The organism is Avibacterium paragallinarum, from assembly GCF_011765605.1.
In the GTDB taxonomy this organism is placed as follows: Bacteria; Pseudomonadota; Gammaproteobacteria; order Enterobacterales; family Pasteurellaceae; genus Avibacterium; species Avibacterium paragallinarum.
The window spans coordinates 1132776-1153757 of the sequence record NZ_CP050316.1; the positions used below are offsets into that span (position 1 = coordinate 1132776).

Annotated in this window: 1 protein-coding gene; it reads right to left on the reverse strand. The window is 39.9% G+C overall.

Annotation, left to right across the window (positions count from 1 at the left end; translation table 11 throughout):
- Nucleotides 1-382: 382 nt before the first annotated feature.
- Nucleotides 383-20956: a YadA-like family protein gene (locus HBL79_RS05475; protein ID WP_167316915.1), complete on the reverse strand. Its 20574-nt coding sequence runs from the start codon at nucleotides 20954-20956 to the stop codon at nucleotides 383-385.
- Between the last annotated feature and the right edge of the window lie 26 nt (nucleotides 20957-20982).

Below are 20982 nucleotides of genomic sequence, written 5' to 3' on the forward strand. Positions count from 1 at the left end.
CTAGATAAATTTTATATTCCAATAAATCCATTCCTCACTGGAAATGCCCCATATCTTTCATTACCGTCCCAAATAGTATTACAAGGTTTTCATTACGCTATTTCAACTTAGAAAAATATTTCAAAATAATACGGCGTTACATCGCCTTGCTGTACTCTCTGTACTGTCTGCGGATCAAAGCCTTGTCTTATTTTTAACTGAAACGACGATAATGATATCGGATTTATTTTTGCAAAACTGCTGAATATCAAATACCTATCTCTCTTTAAATCAAGAATTTATTTTATTTATTGATATAAAAAAGGCCTAGCTTTCTAAAACTAGACCTTTTTAAAGTGCGGTATAAATTACCAGAGAAGTTTCCCTGATAATTTATTCAGGATTACCAAGTATAGCCAACCCCAACGCCGACACCCGCATCACCTCGGCTTGTCATTGAACCGTTCAATTTAATGATAACTTTACCGTTATCACTAATACGGGAAACCCCGAGTGCGACAGCATTCTCACCTTTGAAGGAACCGCCTGCTGCTGCCACCATTGAGCGACCTGGCATATAAGATTGAGGTAAACTTGCCGTTGCAATGGCTAACGCGGTACCAGATCTCGCTTCTTGTCTCACATTTGAGATTTGTTGCGAAACTTTTGTACCAACGTGGTGAATCACCTCTTTCAACTGATCCTGCGTTACTGCACCACTTGGTAACGTTGGCGTAGTACCTGGGTTAGTATTACCGCCAGTGTTAGTATTACCTCCAGTGTTGGTATTACCTCCAGTATTTGTATTACCGCCTTGATCTGGTTGAGGGGTATTTCCACCATCTGGTTTAGGATTTACCACAGCGTTTGTCATTGATACAACAAACTTCAATTTCGCTGTATCTTTTGTCGCACCCTCTCCAAGCTCTTTTTCTGCTTTCACGGTAATACCGTTTTCGCCAACGACCTCAATATTATTTAGAATGGATTTCAAGTAACCAAAACTTACTGCATCTCCATTATCAACTGCATCGCCAACCTTCATTATACGTCCACCATTGAAATTAAATCCATCTGGTGAGAACGTTAATGTTGCTGGTGTAGCCATAAGATTATTTGGATCTTTAGGTCCTTGAATAGACGTAATACCTGCTAACTCATCTGATAAATTGAAGGTTACCTTGCCATTATCAAAGATTTCTGCCTTAGTATTCGTTCCATCAACAAAATCTAGCCCAGCTTTAAGCGAAACAGATTTTTGCTCTTTACCATTAGCTTTATAGGCTAAACTCACGCCTTCAGCTAAGGTTGTTCCTAACGTGGTGGTATCAAGTCCAATTTTAATTGAACCATCATTAGCAATTTTCGTTTTAATGCCATCTACCCCATTTAAGGTTAATTTACCATTGCGTAAATTAATTTCCCCCGTCCCTTCATCAGCGGCTGTATTTAAAGTTAAGTTGTCAATATAAGTTTTCGTTGCTTTAGCTGTTGCAATGGAATCGCCTAGCTCATTTGGACTTAATGAATCAACCGTATTAATGCCCACCGTGAAGGTTTTAGCTTTACCATTTGTTCCGCCTGTTGATGTGACGTTTACAGCACCACTACCTTTTACATCAACTAAGTTCGTGAATTGATCTGGATTTAAGTTACTTAAATCTGATTTCAAATAACGATCACCTAACTTATTCGATAAGGCATCCGCATCAATATCAAGTGTAAAGGTATTTCCTTGAATATCCTCAGTTTTACTACCTGTTACTGTTAAACCGCTACCATCTTTAACTAAAACATTTGGTTTAGCGTTTCTAATTGCTTGATAAACGGCATCGCTGCTTACCACTTTCGTTTCGCCAGCTGTAACACCCGTTGCTTTATTTAAGCTAAACGCAACACTGTTACCACTTGCCTCGGTCTGAATATCGGCATTACCCGTTAAATTAAATGCTAACCCTCCCGCTTTACTTAACTGTTGCTCTGAAGTAAAGGTTGAGTTATCGCCACCTAACTTAAAGGTATTTAACGTCACGGTTTTTAATTGACCAAAATTCACCGCATCAGCATCTGCAGTACCATTTGCAAGCCCAGTAATTTTCTTATTATTCAAGGTTAAGCCATTATCATTTAAGGTTAATAATGTACGGTTAGCCCCAATTTTGCTATTTGAAATACTCGTTACTCCCGTAATTTCATCTTTCAATGCAAATTTAACGCCGCCATCAGCCTCAACACTTGCAGAAATATTATCTGTATCTTTAAAGTTTAAACCCTCTGCGAGTTTTACTGTATTACGATCACGATCATTAGCTTTATAGGCAATAACCTGCTCTCCTGCGACAGTATCTGCATAAGCTTTCGCCTCATCACCAATTTGATCAGCGTATTCTTTTGCCGCTTGGGCAGAAGCAACTTTATTGGCTAAATCTGGATTATTTAAGTCTGTCGCCGCATTCACTTTCACTTTGAATGTATTACCAGATAAATCATCCGTTTTTTCACCACTAACCGTTACCATACCGTTATCCTCTGCGACAACCGTTGTTTTAGCACCAACAATCGCACTATAGGCTGTTTTACCGCTAATTACACGGTCTTCGTCTTGAAGAACGTTACCTTTATTTAGACTTAAGGCAATACCTTCCGCAGTAGCACTGCTTGTAATATCATTGTTGCCTTTAATTTCAAAGACTAAACCGTCCTCTTTATCTAAACGCTGAGCCGTTGCTTTTTGTCCTTTTCCATTCGATAAGGTTAAGGTGTTATGAGCTACTTTGTTAAGCTGTCCTACTGTTGCAGCATCATCATCTGCCACACCATCAGCTAATTGAGTAACTTTTTTACCACCTAAGCTAATACCCTCATCAGTAAAGGCCAATGTTGTTCCTTTTCCGCTAATACTTTCCATTCCGGTCAAAGTTGGATTTACAGAGAAGCTTACCTCTCCATTATCACCAACCTTCGCAGTTGTATTTGTACCATTCGTGAAATTTAAACCATCGGCTAATTTAACGGTTTTAGCCGTTCCACTATTCGCTTTATAGCTAATAGTTTGTTCAGCAAGCTGAGCTTGAGTATAGTTTTTAACTGCGTCTGCACTTGCAACTTTACCCGCGACATCATCTTGAGCAAGGTCATCAGCAACATTCAACCCAACTTTAATTTTCTTACCTGACTCTGTAGTTTCATTTTCTACCGTAATGTAATTACCTACAGCTTCACCATTCACTAAACCTGCAATGACTTCCTTACCTTTAGGATCAAGGTTGTCTAGTGTTTTGTTCAGTTTATTATCCGCTAAATTATCAATTTCATTTAGCTTAGCTTTAGTCGTGTCAGACAAGCTCACAACGAAAGTATTTCCTTCACCCGTAGTAGAGGCAACGGTGTCCACCTTAATAGACTGATCCTCATTTTTCACGGTTTCTTTAGAGGCTTTCGCTAAGTTTTTCACTTGTCCTAGATTCACCGCATCTTGATTATCTACACCATCAGCAAGGTTAGTAATTCTCTTACGACCTAAATCTAGCCCATTTTGGGTTAAAGATAGTTCAGTCCCATTACCAGAAATTTTCGTAATGTCAGCTAATTCAGATTTCAAATTCACTTTCACTACGCCATTTTCATCAATTGCTGCCGTGGTATTTTTACCATCAGTGAAATCTAAGCCATCAGCCAATGTAACAGTTTTCTTCTCAGCACCATTGACTTTATAAGAAAGTTTTACATTGTCTTCCACTGCTTTAACAAAGCCTGCACTGTCTGCATTTGTTCCATCTTTATTGATGTAATTATCTGCAACATCTTTCGCATTTGCTTTCTTCGCAATGTCTTCTTTCACTTTGTCTGCTAACTGAATTTCAATACCACCATCTTTTGCTGTGGTTACAATTTCATTTTCACGACCTTTCACAGACAATACGCCATCTTTCAATACGACAGTTCCTTCACCGGTATTACCTGCGGTTTTTAATCGTACTGCATCAACCTTATCATCAGTATATGTTTTAGCAGCCTGAGCGGTAACCACTTTATTCGCTAAATCATCAGAAGTAAGGTCATCTGCGGTATTCAGGTTAATTTGAATTTTCTTCACATCACCTTCTGCACCGGCTTGGTTAGTTACTTGGATAAATCCATCTGTATTTGTTCCTTCAACTAACCCTTTGATAACCGATTTTCCGCCAGCGGTTAAGTTAGATAAATCCGTTTTCGCATAAACAGTATTTAGTTTATCTTTTAACGCTTCTTCATCTAACCCTACAGTAAAGGTGTTGCTTGCAATATCATTTGTTGTATTCCCTGAAACGGTAATAACACTATTTTGTTCTTTTGCAACTACCGTTTTCGCACCTTTGATAGCATCAAAGACCTGTTTACCGCTAACAACTCTTTCGCCATTCGAGGTATTTACCACTTCACCTTTACGCAAGGTTAGCGTTACATTATCTCCCTCTGCGTTAGTTTGAATATCATTTCCACCTAACACATTGAAACGAAGTCCATTTTCTTTATTCAAGTTCTGGGCGTTAGTTAATGAAGCATTATCCCCACCTAAACGGAATGTATTTTCCGCGAGTGTATTGAAGTGACGGAGATTCACTGCATCAGTTTCTTGCACAGGATCTGCTACACCACGAATTACTTTGTTATTGAGAACAATACCATCATTTGTTAATTGCAATACAGTACCCGGTTGTGCTCCATTTGCATTATTACTAATAGAGGTAATGCCATTTAACGCAGGATTTACATTAAATTTCACTACGCCATTATCAGCAACTTCTGCCGTTGTGTTTGTACCATTCGTAAAGTTTAAGCCATCTTTCAATGAAGTTGCTTTAGGATTTTTTCCATTTGCTTTATAAGCAAGCTCAACATTACGGCTAATTGCATCAACTAAATCCGTACCTTGCAAGTTACTACCATCCGTTTTCACAAAGTTACCATCAACATAATCTTTGTCTGCTTTAGCATCAATTTTATCTTTGATGTCTTTACCTAAAGCAATGGTTACACCTTGTGCATTTGCGGTTGTAGTAATTTCTCCAGCTGTGCCATTAATCGCCAAAGTTTGATCAGCTAATTTCACAGAACCTTTAGAGCCATTATCACCAGCCGTATTCAAGGTTACAGCCTCTACTTTTGTATCAGTGTAATCTTTCGCCGCTTTCGCTGTCGCAAGTTTACCCTCTAAATTAGGGCTACTTAGATCGCTCGCAGCATTAACACCTATACGAATTTTCTTCGCATTATCAGCGTCACCCGCAACATTGTTCACCGTAACAAAATTATCTGCTGCTTCGCCATCAACTAAACCTTTCACCACGCCTTTTCCAGCATTGGTTAAATTTGAAAGATCTGTTTTAGCATACACATCATTTAATTTTTCTTGTAACTTCGCTTCATTTAAACCAACAGTAAATGTATCGCCATCAATACCGTTAGATTTCGTTCCCGCTACTGTAATTAACTCATTTTCAGGTGCTACTGTTGTTTTTGCTCCCGCAATTGCCGTAAATACATCTTTACCACTTACGACTTTCTCATCTGTTGCAGAAACTTTTCCTTTATTTAATGCCAAGCTCACTGATGAACCTGTTGCAGTGGTTGTAATATCATCATTTCCTAAAATATCAAACTTCAATCCATCTTGTTTATTTAAAGCTTGAGCATCAGTATTCGTTGATTTATCCCCACCTAAACGGAATGTATTTTCCGCAAGCGTTTTCAATTGCTTCACATTCACAGCATCGCTATCTTTTGTGCCTGCTTTCACACCAGAAATGACTTTATCATTCAAGGTTAAACCATCATCAGACAATGTCACTACTGTACCTGTATTCACGCCATCAGCACGGTTACCAATTGACGTTATTTCACGAAGATTATCGGCAACATTCACTTTATAGATTGTATTACCATTGTCCTCTCTTGAAGTCACAGTGGTATTTTTGCCATCTTCAAGCTGTACAGCTTCTTTGGCCAAATTTTTCACCGCACTTTGTCCAGTCGTAGTTAAATTGCTCAGATCTGTATTTGCACGGGTAGATAAGGCAGTGTTTACTGTATCACCTGTAACTGTATATTGGTTACCTGCTTCAACAGCCCCTGTTCCCATCTTATCGATCTTATCTTTATAAGCTGGATCCAGTTTCACATTAATGCCTTTATTTCCATCAGCAACTTCAGTCACAATACCGTCTTTACCAACAATACTTAGATTCTCATTCGCTAATGCAATACGATCTGTTGTTTGACCATTTCCAGCAGAAACTGCCATAGTTACAGCCTGAGCTTGTTGTTCAGCGTATTTCTTCGCTTTATCCACTTCAGAATTTAGCTGACCTACATTCACTGCATCTGCTGGTGCTGTACCAGCTTGTAAACCAGTAATTTTCTTATTACCTAAAGCAATACCATCTGTCGTAAAGGTTACTTTCGTTCCTTGACCACCAATGCTTGTCATATTTGCTAAATCAGAGGCAACGTTATATTTCACTACGCCATTTGCATCAATTTCTGCAGTCGTATTGGTTCCATCAGTAAAGTTCAAGCCTGTTGATAAACTCACTTTACGATCACCCGCATTATTCGCTTTATAAGTTAATTTCACATTATCTTCTAAAGCCGTAATTAAATTAGGTGAAGTCGCAACATTGCTACCGTCTGTTTTTACAAAGTTACCATCAACATAAGTTTTATCTGCTTTACCATCAATTTTTCGTTTTAATGGTTCAGCCAGTCCAATTGTAATGCCTTGTCCATTAGCTGTTGTGGTTACTTCATCTGTCGCCCCATTAATCGCAAGAGTACCAGTTTTAAGATTCACCGCAGCACCCGTACCCGCATCACCAGAAGCACGCAAGGTAACAGCATCCGTGTAATCTTTCGCTGCTTTGGCAGTAGCCACTTTATTTTCAAGTTGTGTATCTGCAACATCTAAGTTTTCAGCAACATTTACTCCAACATTAATTGTTTTCGCTTTAGTTTGCGGATCTGTTGTTTCAGTAACTTCAGCAAATTTGTTACTTGCTTTTCCATTTACAAGACCAGTGACAACCGCTTTACCTTGATCAGATAAATTATCTAAATCACGATTTGCTTTATTTTCTTTCAAATCAGCAACCGCAGTATCAGCATCATCCACTTTTTTCTTATATTCCGCACTCAAACCAATTGTAAAGGTTTTACCCTCACCAGTTTTAGAGTCCGTTGGTGTAACAGAGATCGTACCATCTGTATTTTCTACTGTTTCTTTTGATGCTTTCGCTAAAGATTTCACCTGACCAACATTTGCTGCATCAGTATCTTCTGTACCTGCCGTTAAATGTTTGATTACCTGACTATTCAAGTCAATACCATCAGCAGTTAGCTGAACAGCCGCACCATCACCTGTAATAGACTTAATTCCTGTCAGATTCTCAGCAACATTTACTTTATATACAACATTGTTATCTTGTTGTTCTTTAGTAACTTGAGTATTAACGCCATCAGCAACACTCACTGCTTCTTGAGCAAGCTGTTTCACTTTATTCAGACCTGTTTTATCTAGGTTTGCTAAGTTCACATCTGCTTTTGTTGGCAAGGTAGTATTAATTGTATTGATGTCATTTGTTGCTTTATCTAACTGATCTTTCAGTGTTTTAGATAGTTTCACATCATAGGTTTTACCTGCACCATCGACGCCATCTTTTGCTAACACCTCAAGGGAATTATCTGAGCTTTCTACTTTCTCAACAGAGGCTTTTACCTTCGCATCAACAGTATCTTTGTTATAGTAATTATTGGTGAGATAATCACTTACCGTTTTACCTGTTACCGTATTGGTATCCGTTGGTGAAATAGTTCCTGTTCCAACAGAATCGATCACGCCTTTGGTTTTCGCATCTAATTTCACTTTAATTGCTTTACCATCAGCCGCAGTGGTAATCCCATCTTCACCCACAATACCTAACGCTTCTTGAGCAAGATTAATTGCCTCAGTTTGCGTACCATCAGTATCGCTCGCTTTAAAGGTTAATCCAGCAACAGTTTGAGTAGTAAAATCTTTCGCATCTTGTAAAGACTTATCTAACTGAGCCACATTCACGGCATCGGTTTTGGCTGTACCTTGAGCGACATTAGTCAGTTTCTTACCACCTAAACCAACACCCTCACTAGTTAATGAAAGCGTTGTGCCATTACCCGTAATAGAAGTAATGCCTGTTAATGTGTCTTTCAAATCAAAGGTAACAACACCATCAGCCCCTACTGTTGCCGTTGTATTCGTGCCATCTGTAAAGTCTAAACCCTCAGATAATTTCACAGATTGTTGATTTAAACCATTTGCTTTATAAGCAATTTCTTTATTCGCCAATTGCGTATCTACATAAGTTTTTGCGCCTTGAGCAGAAACCACTTTATTGGCTAAATCCGCATCATTTAGGTTTTCAGAAACATTTGGTGTCACGGTAATAATTTTCTTCTTATCCGCATCTGTAGCGTTATCCACAGTAACAAACTTATTACCTGCTTTACCCTCTACTAAATCAGAAATCACCTGTTTACCTGCTTCAGTGATATTATCTAGATTAGTATTCGCTTTCCCTTGTAATGCGTTATAAACCGTATCACCAGTTACCGTATTGCCATCATTTTCAGCAACTTGGCCTGTTCCTACACTGTCTAAGGTTGCTTTTTCTTTCGCACCTAAGGCTACTTTAATGTTTTTACCATCAACGGTTGTGGTTACACCATTTTCACCAATAATCCCCAATTTTTCATTTTTCAAATTGATCTTATCAGTATTCACTTTACCGTCAGTCGCAGTAAGCGTTACTGCGTTCACCGCATTTTCAACAGTAGTATCGGTGTAGTTCTTAACCTCTTGTTTCGCTGTATTTAACTGGCCAAGATTTACCGCTTCATCAGCATCTGTTGCATCCGCAACGCCTTTGATTTTCTTCGTATTAAGGGTAATACCCTCAGCACCAACCGTTAAATCTGTGCCTTGATTGCTAATCATTTCAATGTCTTCTAAACGAGCATTCAGATTAACTTTCACAACACCATTATCATCTGTAAGTGCGGTGGTATTTTTACCATTTTTGAAGTTCAAACCTTGTTCTAACGAAACTGTTTTCTTATTGCCGTCATTATTGAGATACGTCAGTTTGGCATTTTTCTCAATTGCCGCAACAGCACCTGATCCAGCTAAGTTAGTACCGTCTGCTTTTAAGAAATCTCTTTCCACATCGGCTTTATCGGCTTTAGCATTAATCGTATCTTTAATGGCTTGATCTAAGGCAACGGTGATCTCTGCACCTTTTGCTTCCGTTGTGATCTCACCTGTTTTACCTTTAATTGCTAAACGTTGCGTCGCAAGATTCACTGAACCAGTCGTATTGTTATCGCCATCAGTGTTCAAGGTTACCGCAGCCACTTTCGAATCCGTGTAATTTTTCGCAGCCTGTGCGGTTGCTAATTTATTGTCTAACGCACCGTTACTTAAATCATCAGCCGTATTCACACCGATTTTAAAGGTTTTTGGCGTATTTACCCCTTGATCTTCAACCGTAACATTGACAAAGCCATCAGCATTCCCCGCCGCAACTAAGCTCTTCACTTTATCTTCACCCGCTTTATTGATGTTAGATAAATCAGTCTTAGCATAAACAGGATCAAGTTTACGTTTTAAGGCTTCTTGATTTAAGCCAATCGTAAAGGTATCACCATTAATCCCCGCAGATTTTGTTCCTGTTACTTCAATCACATCATCTTGTTTTGCGGCTACTGTGGTTTTAGCACCTTCAATTGCACTAAATACAGATTTACCGCTAACCACTTTTTCTTCTGTATCTGAAACAGTGCCTTTATTCAAAGATAATGCAACAGCTGAACCACCCGCTGCGGTTGAAATATCATCATTTCCCGTAATCGCGAAAGATAACCCACCTTGTTTATTTAATTTCTGAGCATCTGTTGCTGTTTTCTTATCCCCAGTTAAGGTAAATTCATTGTTACCTAAACGGTTTACTTGTCCTAAAGTCGCCGCATCGCTATCTTTAGTCCCTTCTTTAACACCAGAAATCACTTTATCATTCAAGGTTAAGCCATCATCACCAATTTCAACGACTGTTCCAGGTGCTTGACCTTTCGCATTATTGCTAATTGAGGTAATACCATTTAAGTTTGAATTAACATTGAATTTCACCACGCCATCTGCAGCAACTTCAGCAGTAGTATTCGTACCGTTTGTGAAATCCAATCCTTTCTCTAAACTTACACTAAAGCCACTCGCTGCATTATTCGCTTTATAGCCAAGTTCAATGGTTTTACGAATCACATCTGCTAATTGAGATTTGGCAAAGTTAGAACCATCTAAATTCGCAAAGTTGTTATCAACATAGGTTTTATCCGCTTTATTGTTGATCGTCTGTTTCATCGCGTCAGCTAACGCAATTTTAATACCTTGTTGATCAGCTGTTGTCGTAATCTCACCATTTTCACCGGTAACAGACAAGGTTTGCGTTTTCAAATTCACCGATCCCGTGCCTGAATTTCCAGCCGTATTTAATGCCACTTTATCGGTATAAGCTTTAGCTGCTTGAGCTGTCGCTAATTTATTTTCTAAACCCGCATCAGGCGTTAAATCTGTTGCCACTTTCGCTGTCACATTTAAGGATTTCGCCCCATTTGCTCCAGCACCTTCTGTTACAGAAATATAATCATCGCCCGTTCCAGTAATTAAATTCTTAATCACTGTCTTACCATCATCAGTAATATCATCAAGGTTTTTATTGGCTTTGTTATTTACTGCTTCATTTGTCGCATAATTAGAAAGATCCACATTGACTTTATAGATCTTATCGCCATTTTCCATACGAGATTCAACCGTTGTGTTCTGACCGTTCTCAAGTTTTACAGCTTCTTGAGCAAGGTTTTTCACTTTAGTTTTACCCGCATCATTGATATTAGCTAAATCAAGATCGGCTTTTTTCTTCAAGGCTTGGCTAACGGTATCGCCTGTTACCGTTAAGTTATTACCATCAGCAATCGCACCTGTACCAATTTCATCTAACTTAGTGCGTGTTGCCTGATCTAAGCTAAGGGTAACATTATTGCCTTTCGCTTCAGCAGTTAAACCATCACCACCTAAAATGCCTAATTTACCTGTTTTCAAGTTAATCGCATTTGTTGAGTTCGTGCCGTCAGTTGCTGTTAATGTTACAGCATCAACTTTCTGATCAGCATATTGTTTTAACTCAGCTTTCGCATCATTAGTGGTTTTAGTTAATTGACCTAAATTCACCGCTTGATCGTCTTGTGTTGCATTTGCAACCCCGCCAATCGCTTTATTATTTAAGCTCACTTTATCGGCTTCTAAGGTCAGTGTTGTGCCTTTACCTGAAATAGACGTAATCTCTGTCAAGTCAGGTTTAACATTGAATTTTACTACGCCATCCGCACCAGTTTCTGCTGTTGTATTTGTACCATCAACAAAATTCAATCCTTTCGCTAAGGTGACCGATTTATCATCAGCCCCATTTTGTTTATAGGTCAATTTCGCATTATCTTGAATAGCGTTAATAAAGGCATCAGAACCTGCGACATTAGAACCATCTTTCTTAATGTAGTTTGCTTCCACCTCTGCTTTATCTGCTTTAGCATCGATTTTATCGGTGACTGCTTTTGCCAAACCAATTGTAATCGTATCGCCGGTTGCATCTGTGGTAACTTCATTTTCCTTACCTTTTACTTTCAAGCTACCTGTTCTGAGGTTAGTTGAAGCCCCAGTACCTGTATCACCTTGTGCAGAAAGTGTTAAGCTATCTGTGTAGGTTTTCGATGCTTTCGCAGACGCCACTTTATTTGCTAAGGCATCATCACCCGCAGTAAGATCCTCTGCAACATTTACTCCCACATTAATTTTACGTCCGCCGGTTGTTGCATCTTCCGTATTCGTTACAGAAGCATAATCATTTGTCGCCGCTCCTGTCACTAAATTCGCTACTGCTTTTTTACCTTCAGCGGTTAAATTATTCATATCCGTATTGGCTTTTGTTTCCAATGCGGTTGCAACTGTACCACCTGTAACGGTTAAATCATTACCTTTCGTAATTGTTCCTGTACCAAGGGTATCTAATTTTTGTTTTTCTGCATCAGCAAGAGAAACTTCAATTTGTCTACCCTGAGCCGTAGTTTTCACGCCATTACGTCCAACGATCGCCAATTTTTGCGATTTCAAATTCACTGGATCGGTGTCTTTAGTTCCATCTGAAGCGGTTAAAGTGACTGCATCGATAGCCGCTGTCATTGCTTTCTTCGCATTATCTAACTGCTCAACATTCACCGCATCTGTTGCATTTGTACCTTGAGCTAAGCCAGTAATTTTCTTATCACCAAGGTTAATGCCATCTGCAGTAAAGTTCACTGTTGTACCATTACCACCGATACTTGTCATTCCCGTTAAGGCTTTATTCACATCAAAGGTAACAACCCCATCAGCTTTCACTGTTGCCGTAGTATTTGTACCATTCGTGAAATCTAATCCTTTTGCAAGGCTGACTGTTTCAGCACCGCCATTATTGGCTTTATAAGACAATTTAGCGTTATTTTCCACCGCACTTAAGAAACCTGGGTTATTGACATTTGTACCATCAGATTTCACAAAGTTGCCATCAACATAGGATTGATCAGCTTTACCCGCAATTTCATTTTTCACTTTATCGTCTAAAGCAATGGTAATGCCCTGAGCATTGGCAGCGGTTTTAATCTCACCTGTTTTTCCAGTTACCGCCAATCTTTGAGTTTTAAGATTAACTGTGCCTGTTCCTTCATCGCCTGAAGTATTTAATGAAACGCTATCGGTATAAGCTTTTGCTGCTTTTGCTGACACCAATTTATTATCTAAACCATTTTCAGGGCTAAGGTCTTCGGCAATATTGGCAGCCACATTGAGGGTTTTCACGCCTGTGTTGCCATCAACATTCTCAGTAACATTAATGTAATTATCCCCAGCACCTTTCACTAAATTGGTGATCACTTTTCTACCTTCAGCAGTGATATTTCCTAAATTATCATCTGCTTTTGTCGCCACTTCAGCTTTTGTTGCATAATCATCGAGATTTACATCAACTTTATAAATCTTCTTACCATCTTGCCCATCACGGCTAGAAACAGAGGTATTTAAACCGTTTTCAATTTCCACCGCACTTTTCGCAAGGTTCTTAACAACAGTTTGGCCTTCTGGCGTAATATTATCTAAGTTCGCGTTCGCTTTATTATCTACTTCCGCTAACTTATCTGTTACCTTCTTAGCCAATGCCACCGTAATATTGCCTTGAGCATCGTGGCTTGTCGTCACTTGATCTTGCGTACCTTTTACAGAAAGTGTGCCAGTTTTTAAATCTACTGTTCCAGAACCTGTTTGATCAGAACCATATTTCAAGGTTGTGCTATAAGGATCAAGTTTACCTGCCACATAATCCGTTAAACCTTTTTCATTAACTAACGCACCTTTTCCACCATTTGTAGGCTCAACAACCGTATCATTACTTAATTTATCCACCCAAGGATTAATATTTGTAATATTTGACGCATCTGTTTTCGCATAAGGGGCAAGATCCACATTAACTTTATAAACTTTAGATCCATTAGCACCAACACTCTCTTCCACGCTTGTGTTTTGACCATCGGTTAATTTCACCAAGTCTTTAATGACTGTCTTACCTGCCTCATTGATGTTATCTAAAGACACATTGGCTTTATTCGCTAATTCCCCATCAATACGGGTAATTGCCGCCGCTGAATCATTAATTTTGCCTTTATACTCATCACTTAAGCTCACCACAAAATTCGTGCCTTCACCTTGTTTTGGTGTGCCTTTGGTTACAGTAATCGTACCATCTGTATTTTCTACATTCTCTTTAGAGGCTTTTGTTTTCTCATTTAACTGAGCCACATTTACTGCATCAGCATCATCAACACCCGCAGTTAAGCCCGTGATTTTCTGACTATTTAGATTAATCCCATCTTTACCGAGCTGAATTTGTTTACCATCGCCAGTAATCGATTTAATCCCTGTCAAGTTCTCATTCACATTCACTTTGTAAGTGATCTTATCGCCCTGTGTTTCAGATGAAACTGTAGTATTCACCCCATTAGCCAAAGCAATAGCTTCTTTAGCAAGGGTTTTCACTTTGCTTTCACCTGTCGGATCAAGGTTATCTAAATTCTTATTCGCTTTTCCTGCTAAGGCTGTATCCACCTCATTTTTATTTGCGGCATTGTCTAATTTTGTTTTCAGATCATCGGCTAAAGCAACATCAAAGGTTTTGCCTTCGCCATTGGCCCCATTTTGCTCTGTCACTTTAATTGTGCGATCTGTACTCACCACTTTTTCTTGTGAAGCTTTGGCTTTCGCATCCACCTCACCTTTATTGTAGTAGTTAGTATCTAAATAGGTTTTAACATCTCCACCACTCACCGCACGATTTTCGTTATCGGAAACAGAACCTTTATTTAAAGCAAGGGTAACTTTATCTCCCGTTGCATTTGTGGTGATATCTGTGCTGCCTTCAACTTTAAAGGACAAACCGCCCGCCTTATTCAGATTTTGCGTATCAGTCTCACCCGTATCACCCGTTAATTTAAAGGTATTATTTGCAATAGCGTGTAATTGTTGCCCTGTTACCGCATCAGTTGAAGTGGCATTCACCTCACCATTTGCTAAACCTGACAATTTCTTATTATTTAAGGTTGCCCCATTATTGGTTAAACTCAATGTTGTGCCATTGCCTGTAACAGAATTAATTCCTGTTAATGCTGGTTTCACATCAAAGGTTACTGCACCATCAGCCCCAACCGTAGCTGTAGTATTTGTGCCATCTTTAAAGTCTAATCCTTTCGCTAAGGTAACAGATTGAGGATTTTGTCCATTTGCTTTATAAGCTAACTTCGCATTTCCCTCAATGGCTTCAACAAATTTTGTTGAGCCTGCAACGTTAGAGCCATCAACTTTGATCACCTCATCAGCATTTGCTTTTTTCGCTAGCTCATCTTTAGTTGCATAAGGATCAAGATCCACATTCACTTTATAGATTTTCTTACCATCATTACCATCTTCCGTATCCACGGTAGTATTTTTACCCGCTTTCACTTCAACAGTATTTTTCGCAATTTCTTGGATTTTGCCCGTACCCGCTGTAGTAAGATTATCTAAATCTTTATTGGCTTTGTTATCCACATCTGCCAATTTTCTATTCGCCTCATCAGCTAAAGCAACGGTGATATTGCCATTTGTATCGTGAGAGGTAACCACTTGATTTGCCGTGCCTTTCACTGTTAAGGTGCCATCTTTCAAATTAAGGGTTTGTGATCCGCCTTTATCTGAAGAATAGGTTAATGTTTTCGCATCTAACTGCGATACATTCACCGCATCATTAGCGTCTGTTCCCGCTGCCAAGCCTGTGATTTTTTGTGAATTTAACGCCACACCATCAGCACCAAATTCCACTTTTTTACCATTGCCTTGAACAGAAGTAATACCCGTCAAATCGCCTTGAACATTTACCGCATAAGAAACATTCTCACCATTTTGCGTTGTGGTTACGGTTGTATTTGTGCCTTTCACCACCGTAACGGCTTCTTTCGCAAGCGATTTAACTTTTGATTTACCTGTTTCATCAATATTATTTAAAGAAACATTCGCTTTGCCATCTAAAGCCGCATTCACAGTGGCTTCATCAGCCGCATTATCAATTTTATCTTTTAAGGTTTTTGATAATGCCACATCAAAGGTTTTACCCTCACCATTCGCCCCATCTTTAGGCGTTACCGTAATCGTGCCATCATCACTGGTTACTTTTTCTTTAGAGGCTTTGGCTAAAGCATCAACTTGAGTTTTGTTGTAGTGGTTATCGTCTAAATATTGTTTAACCGTGTCCCCACTCACCACTTTAGTGTCGCCTTTGGCTACGCTACCTTTATTTAAAGTAAGTGCAACTTTATCCCCTGAGGCAGAAGTAGAAATATCCTCATTCCCTTCCACTTTAAAGGCAATACCATCTTGCTTATTCAAGTTTTGAGCGGTGGTTTCCCCTTTATCACCTGTTAATTTAATCGTATTGCTTGCAATAGCGTGCAATTGGCGACCTGTTACCGCATCAGTTGAATTTGGATCAAGGGTTGCATCTTTTAAGCCAGATAAGGTTTTGTTATTTAGCGTTAAACCGTTATCAGCAAAAGTTAGGGTTGAACCTTTACCAGAAACCGAAGTTATATCTTCCAATGCTGGATTTACAGCAAAGCTCACCACCCCATCAGCATTCACCGAAGCAGTAGTATTTTTACCGTTTTTGAAATTTAATCCATTTGCTAAAGAAACACTTTGAGGATTTTCACCATTTGCCTTATAGGTCAAATTGGTATTTGCTGCGATAGCATTTGTAAAGTCAGTATTTCCCGCTACATTCGAGCCATCGGATTTAATCACTTCATTGGCATTCGCTTTGGTATCAAGATCAGTTTTCTTCGCATAAGGGTCAAGATCTACATTGACTTTATACACTTTTTTACCGCCTTCTTCTGAAGTGGTTACAGTTGTATTGTTACCTTCTTTAACCTCAATGCTACCTTTAGCAAGATCTTGAATCACTTTATTACCTGCAGGATCAAGATTATCTAAAGTTTTATTCGCTTTATTATCGACATCAGCAAGTTTGTCTGTCACCGCCGTAGCTAAAGCAACGGTGATATTACCGTTGTTATCGTGAGAGGTAACCACTTGATCAGCTGTACCTTTCACCGCTAACGTCCCATTTTTCAGATTTAAGGTTGCTTTGCCACCTTGGTCGGAAGAATAGTTCAATGCTTGTTTATTTAACTGAGCCACATTCACCGCATCAGAATCTGCCGTTCCCTCAGCTAAGCCAGTGATTTTCTGTGTATTTAAATTCACGCCATCAGCGGTAAATTGAACTTTATTGCCACCGCCTTGGATAGAGGTGATTTCGGTTAAATCCCCTTTTACATCCACTTTGTAAACGTTATTTTCATTGTTAGTTCCTGTTGTTTCTTTACGAACAGTGGTGTTCACACCATTCGCCACAGAAATCGCTTCTTTCGCAAGGGCTTTTACTTTAGCCGTGCCTGTTGGATCAAGATTTCCTAAGGATTTATCGGCTTTATTATCCAACGCATTATTTACCGTTGTTGTATCTGCCGCATTGTTAATTTTCTCTTTTAACGCATCAGACAACGCTACATCAAAGGTTTTGCCCTCTCCATTTGTACCCGCTTTTTCAGTGACTTTAATGGAATTATCATCGCTGGTTACTTTTTCTTTTGACGCTTTGGCTAAACCATCAACATCGGTTTTGTTGTAATAATTTTGCGTAAGGTATTTTTTCACCGTATCGCCAGTGACGACTTTATTATCGTTATCTGCTACGGTGCCTTTGCTTAGGCTTAAGGCAACTTTGCCATCACTTGCTGCGGTGACAATATCGTCATTTCCTTCAATTTTGAAAGAAATGCCTCCGTTTTTATCTAAACGTTGAAGATCTGTTTTACCTGAATCCCCTTCTAACGCAATGGTGTTGCTTGCAACGGCATTTAATTGTTTGCCCGTTACCGCATCAGTAGAAGAAGCGGAAATTTCACCGTCTTTCAAGCCAGAAAGTTTTTTACCGCCTAAATTTGCACCATCCGCAGTTAAACTTAAGGTGGTGCCATTGCCTGAAATAGACGTAATGTCTGTTAAGGCTGGTTTCACATCAAAGGTCACCACACCATCAGCCCCAACTGTTGCCGTGGTGTTTTTCCCATCTTTGAAGTTCAGCCCATCAGCTAATGCCACTTCTTGAGTACCCGCATCATTAGCTTTGTAGGTTAATTTCGCATTGGCTTCAATAGCATCAACAAATTGTTGATTATTGGTTACATTGCTACCATCTGCTTTAATCACATCGCCTGCATTGGCTTTGCCATCTAAATCAGATTTTTTCGCATAAGGGGTAAGATCTACATTTACTTTATAGATTTTCTTACCATCTGCGCCATTTTCCGTGCTAACTGTGGTATTTGTGCCGTCTTGAACTTCAACGGTGTTTTTTACCAACTCTTGGATTTTGCCTTTGCCGGTAGCATCAAGATTGCCAAGATCTTTATCCAGTTTGTTCTCAACTTTGTTTAATTTTTCCACCGCACTTTGTGCTAAACCAACTTTGATATTTCCTTGCGTATCGTGGCTGGTGGTAATTTGATCCGCCGTGCCTTGCACCGTCAAGGTGCCATCTTTCAAGTTCAGTTTTTGCGGGGTATTTGTATCAGAATTATAGGTTAATGTTGTGCTATAAGGCTCAAGCTCTTGTGCTACATAGTTCACTAAGCCTTTTTCATTCACCAATTTACCTTTTTCAGTGTTTGCTGGTTTAACAACAGTATCGCCACTGAGTTTATCCACCCAGTTTTGTACATTATTCTCAGGAATGTTGCTGGCGTCTGTTCTCGCGTAATTGGTTAAATCCACATTCACTTGATATTGTTTCACCCCGTTCACATCGGTTTCTTGAACGGTGGTGTTTGTGCCATCTTTTAAGGTGATTAAATCTTTAATCACTTTTTTGCCTGCGGTATCAATATTGCCTAAATTAATATCGGCTTTATTGGCGATATTCCCCGCATTGTTAGTCGCGGCAGCGGCAGCTTGATCAATTTTGTCTTTGTAGGCTCGGCTTAAACTCACCACAAAGTTTTTGCCTTCACCCGGAGTTGCGGTTCCATCGGTTACCGTGATTGTGCCATCATCATTGGTGACTTTTTCTTTTGACAGTTTTGCAGTTTTATTAAGCTGATCCACATTCACAGCATCCGTGCCGTTCGTGCCTTCTGTTAAACCTGTGATTTTTTGGTTATTAAGTTCTACACCGTCTTGGTTGAATTGAACTTTTGGTCCGCTTCCTTTAATGGAACTAATGTCTGTTAAATCACCTTGTACATTCACAGCATAGGTTACATTATCGCCCGTTGGTGTTTTCGTTACGCTAGTATTCTTGCCATCAACCACCGAAACCGCTTCTTTGGCTAGGGTTTTGATTTGGGTTCTCCCTGCTGGATCTAAATTATCTAGGTTTTTATTCGCCGCATTATCAATCTTGTTTTTCAGATCTTGTTTTAAGTTTAAGGTGTAGGCGTGATTTGCCCCTTGCGGAGAATCTTGCACCTCTAAATCTGTTGATTGAACCGTCGTAATGCTGCCGGTGTTGCTCGCTGCTGCCTCAATTTTTTGTTTTGTTGCCGCATCAAGCCCTACGGTATAGGTGGTTTTTCCAGTTGGATTTAGGGCGTTTGGTGTTACTTCAATGCCATTGGTTCCCACCACTTCGGTACGAGAATCGTTAATAGCTTTATCCGTTTCGCCTTTGCTGTAAACATCAAGGTTTGTACGCCAAGTCTCTGGATTTGTGATATTTGCCCCATCTTTTTTCGCGTAAGGCGTTAAATCCACTGATTTCGCCGCGGCGTTCGCAATATCTTGTTTAACTTTGTTTGCCAGTTTTAAGGTAACGGTTGCATTTCCGTTATTATCTGAAGAGGTTTCTGTTTCAATCTCATTGGCTGTTCCTGCAATTTTAAGGGTTTTATCTGTGCCTAAAGATTGTTTTTGTTTGCCACCCTTATCCGCATTCACTTGAAAACCTTCAGTTTTTAAGGTGGTTAAGGCATCAAACACTTTATCACCGGTTACGGTGTTTTGGTTATTATCTGCCACATCGCCAGTCCCCACTTTGGCTAAGGTGGCTTTATCGGCGGCTTTTAATTCCACCGCATAAGCGTGGTTGCCGCCAGAACCTGAATCCGTTACGTCTAAACTGTTTGATGTCACCGTAGTGGTTGAGCCTGTTCCTGCCCCTGCGGAAACTTTGCCTAATTCATCTTTTAATTGTTTTACGTTTACCGCGTCGGTATCGTTTACCCCTGTCGCAACGCCAGTGATTTTCTTGTTATTTAACGCGAGATCCGTGCCGGAGAAATCTAATTTTGGTCCGTTACTACCTCCCTCAATAGAGGTGATATTGGTTAATACAGGGTTTAATCCATAAGTTACTTGCCCCGACGTGCCGGCTGCAACGGTTAAGTTTCCGTTGGTCGTTTTAAAATTCAGTCCATCAGTTAGTGCGGTGGTTTGTTCGTTTGCATCGTTAGCTTGATATTTTAATGCCCCGCCCCCATTGAGCTGTACGCGTTTTAACTGGGCAACGGTTACCGCATCATCATCTTTCACCCCGTCGGCGACGGCAGTAATACGGCGAACAAGGGTTGTGCCTGTTTGCCCCACAGAAACAATGCCTTTACTGCTTTGATCTTTGTTAGTGAGATAAGAAGTGCTTCCACTGTCTACCTTATCAGCAGAACTCACTTTAGAGCCGTAACCCAATGCTACGGAGTTATCAATAAAAGACACCGCTTGGTTTCCTAATGCGGTGGTTTGTTTTGGTTGAACTGTTCCTTGTGTTGGGCTCCAATTGTTACGATCAACTTCAGCCCCTGCGTGTGCATATGAACCCACGGCTAAGTTATCTTCCCCATAGGCTTTTGCTCCGTTCCCCACAGCCACAGCCTTTAATGCTTCAGCTTGAGCGTCATTACCAATTGCCGTTGCTTTTTCTGCTTTGGCTTCAGCTGCATGTCCCACAGCAGTGGAACGTATTCCTGAAGCCTCTGAACCCGCCCCAAGTGCCGTTGCATAATTGTTAGTAGCTCGAGCATAGTTACCTAATGCGGTGGCATAACCTTCATTTGTGGCGGTATTAGTTGGATCAGCATCTGCTGCCACCCCCGCTTCCGCTACTCGCCCAATAGCAATAGAACGATGCCCTCTCGCCTCGGCTGAATTACCAATCGCAATTTGCCCATCATATTGGTTTTGCTGGCCAGCAGAGGTTTTTATGGTGTTTTCAGAATCATCAACAATTTTTTGTTGGGCATCCACTTTTGCTTGTAAGTCTTTGACTTGTT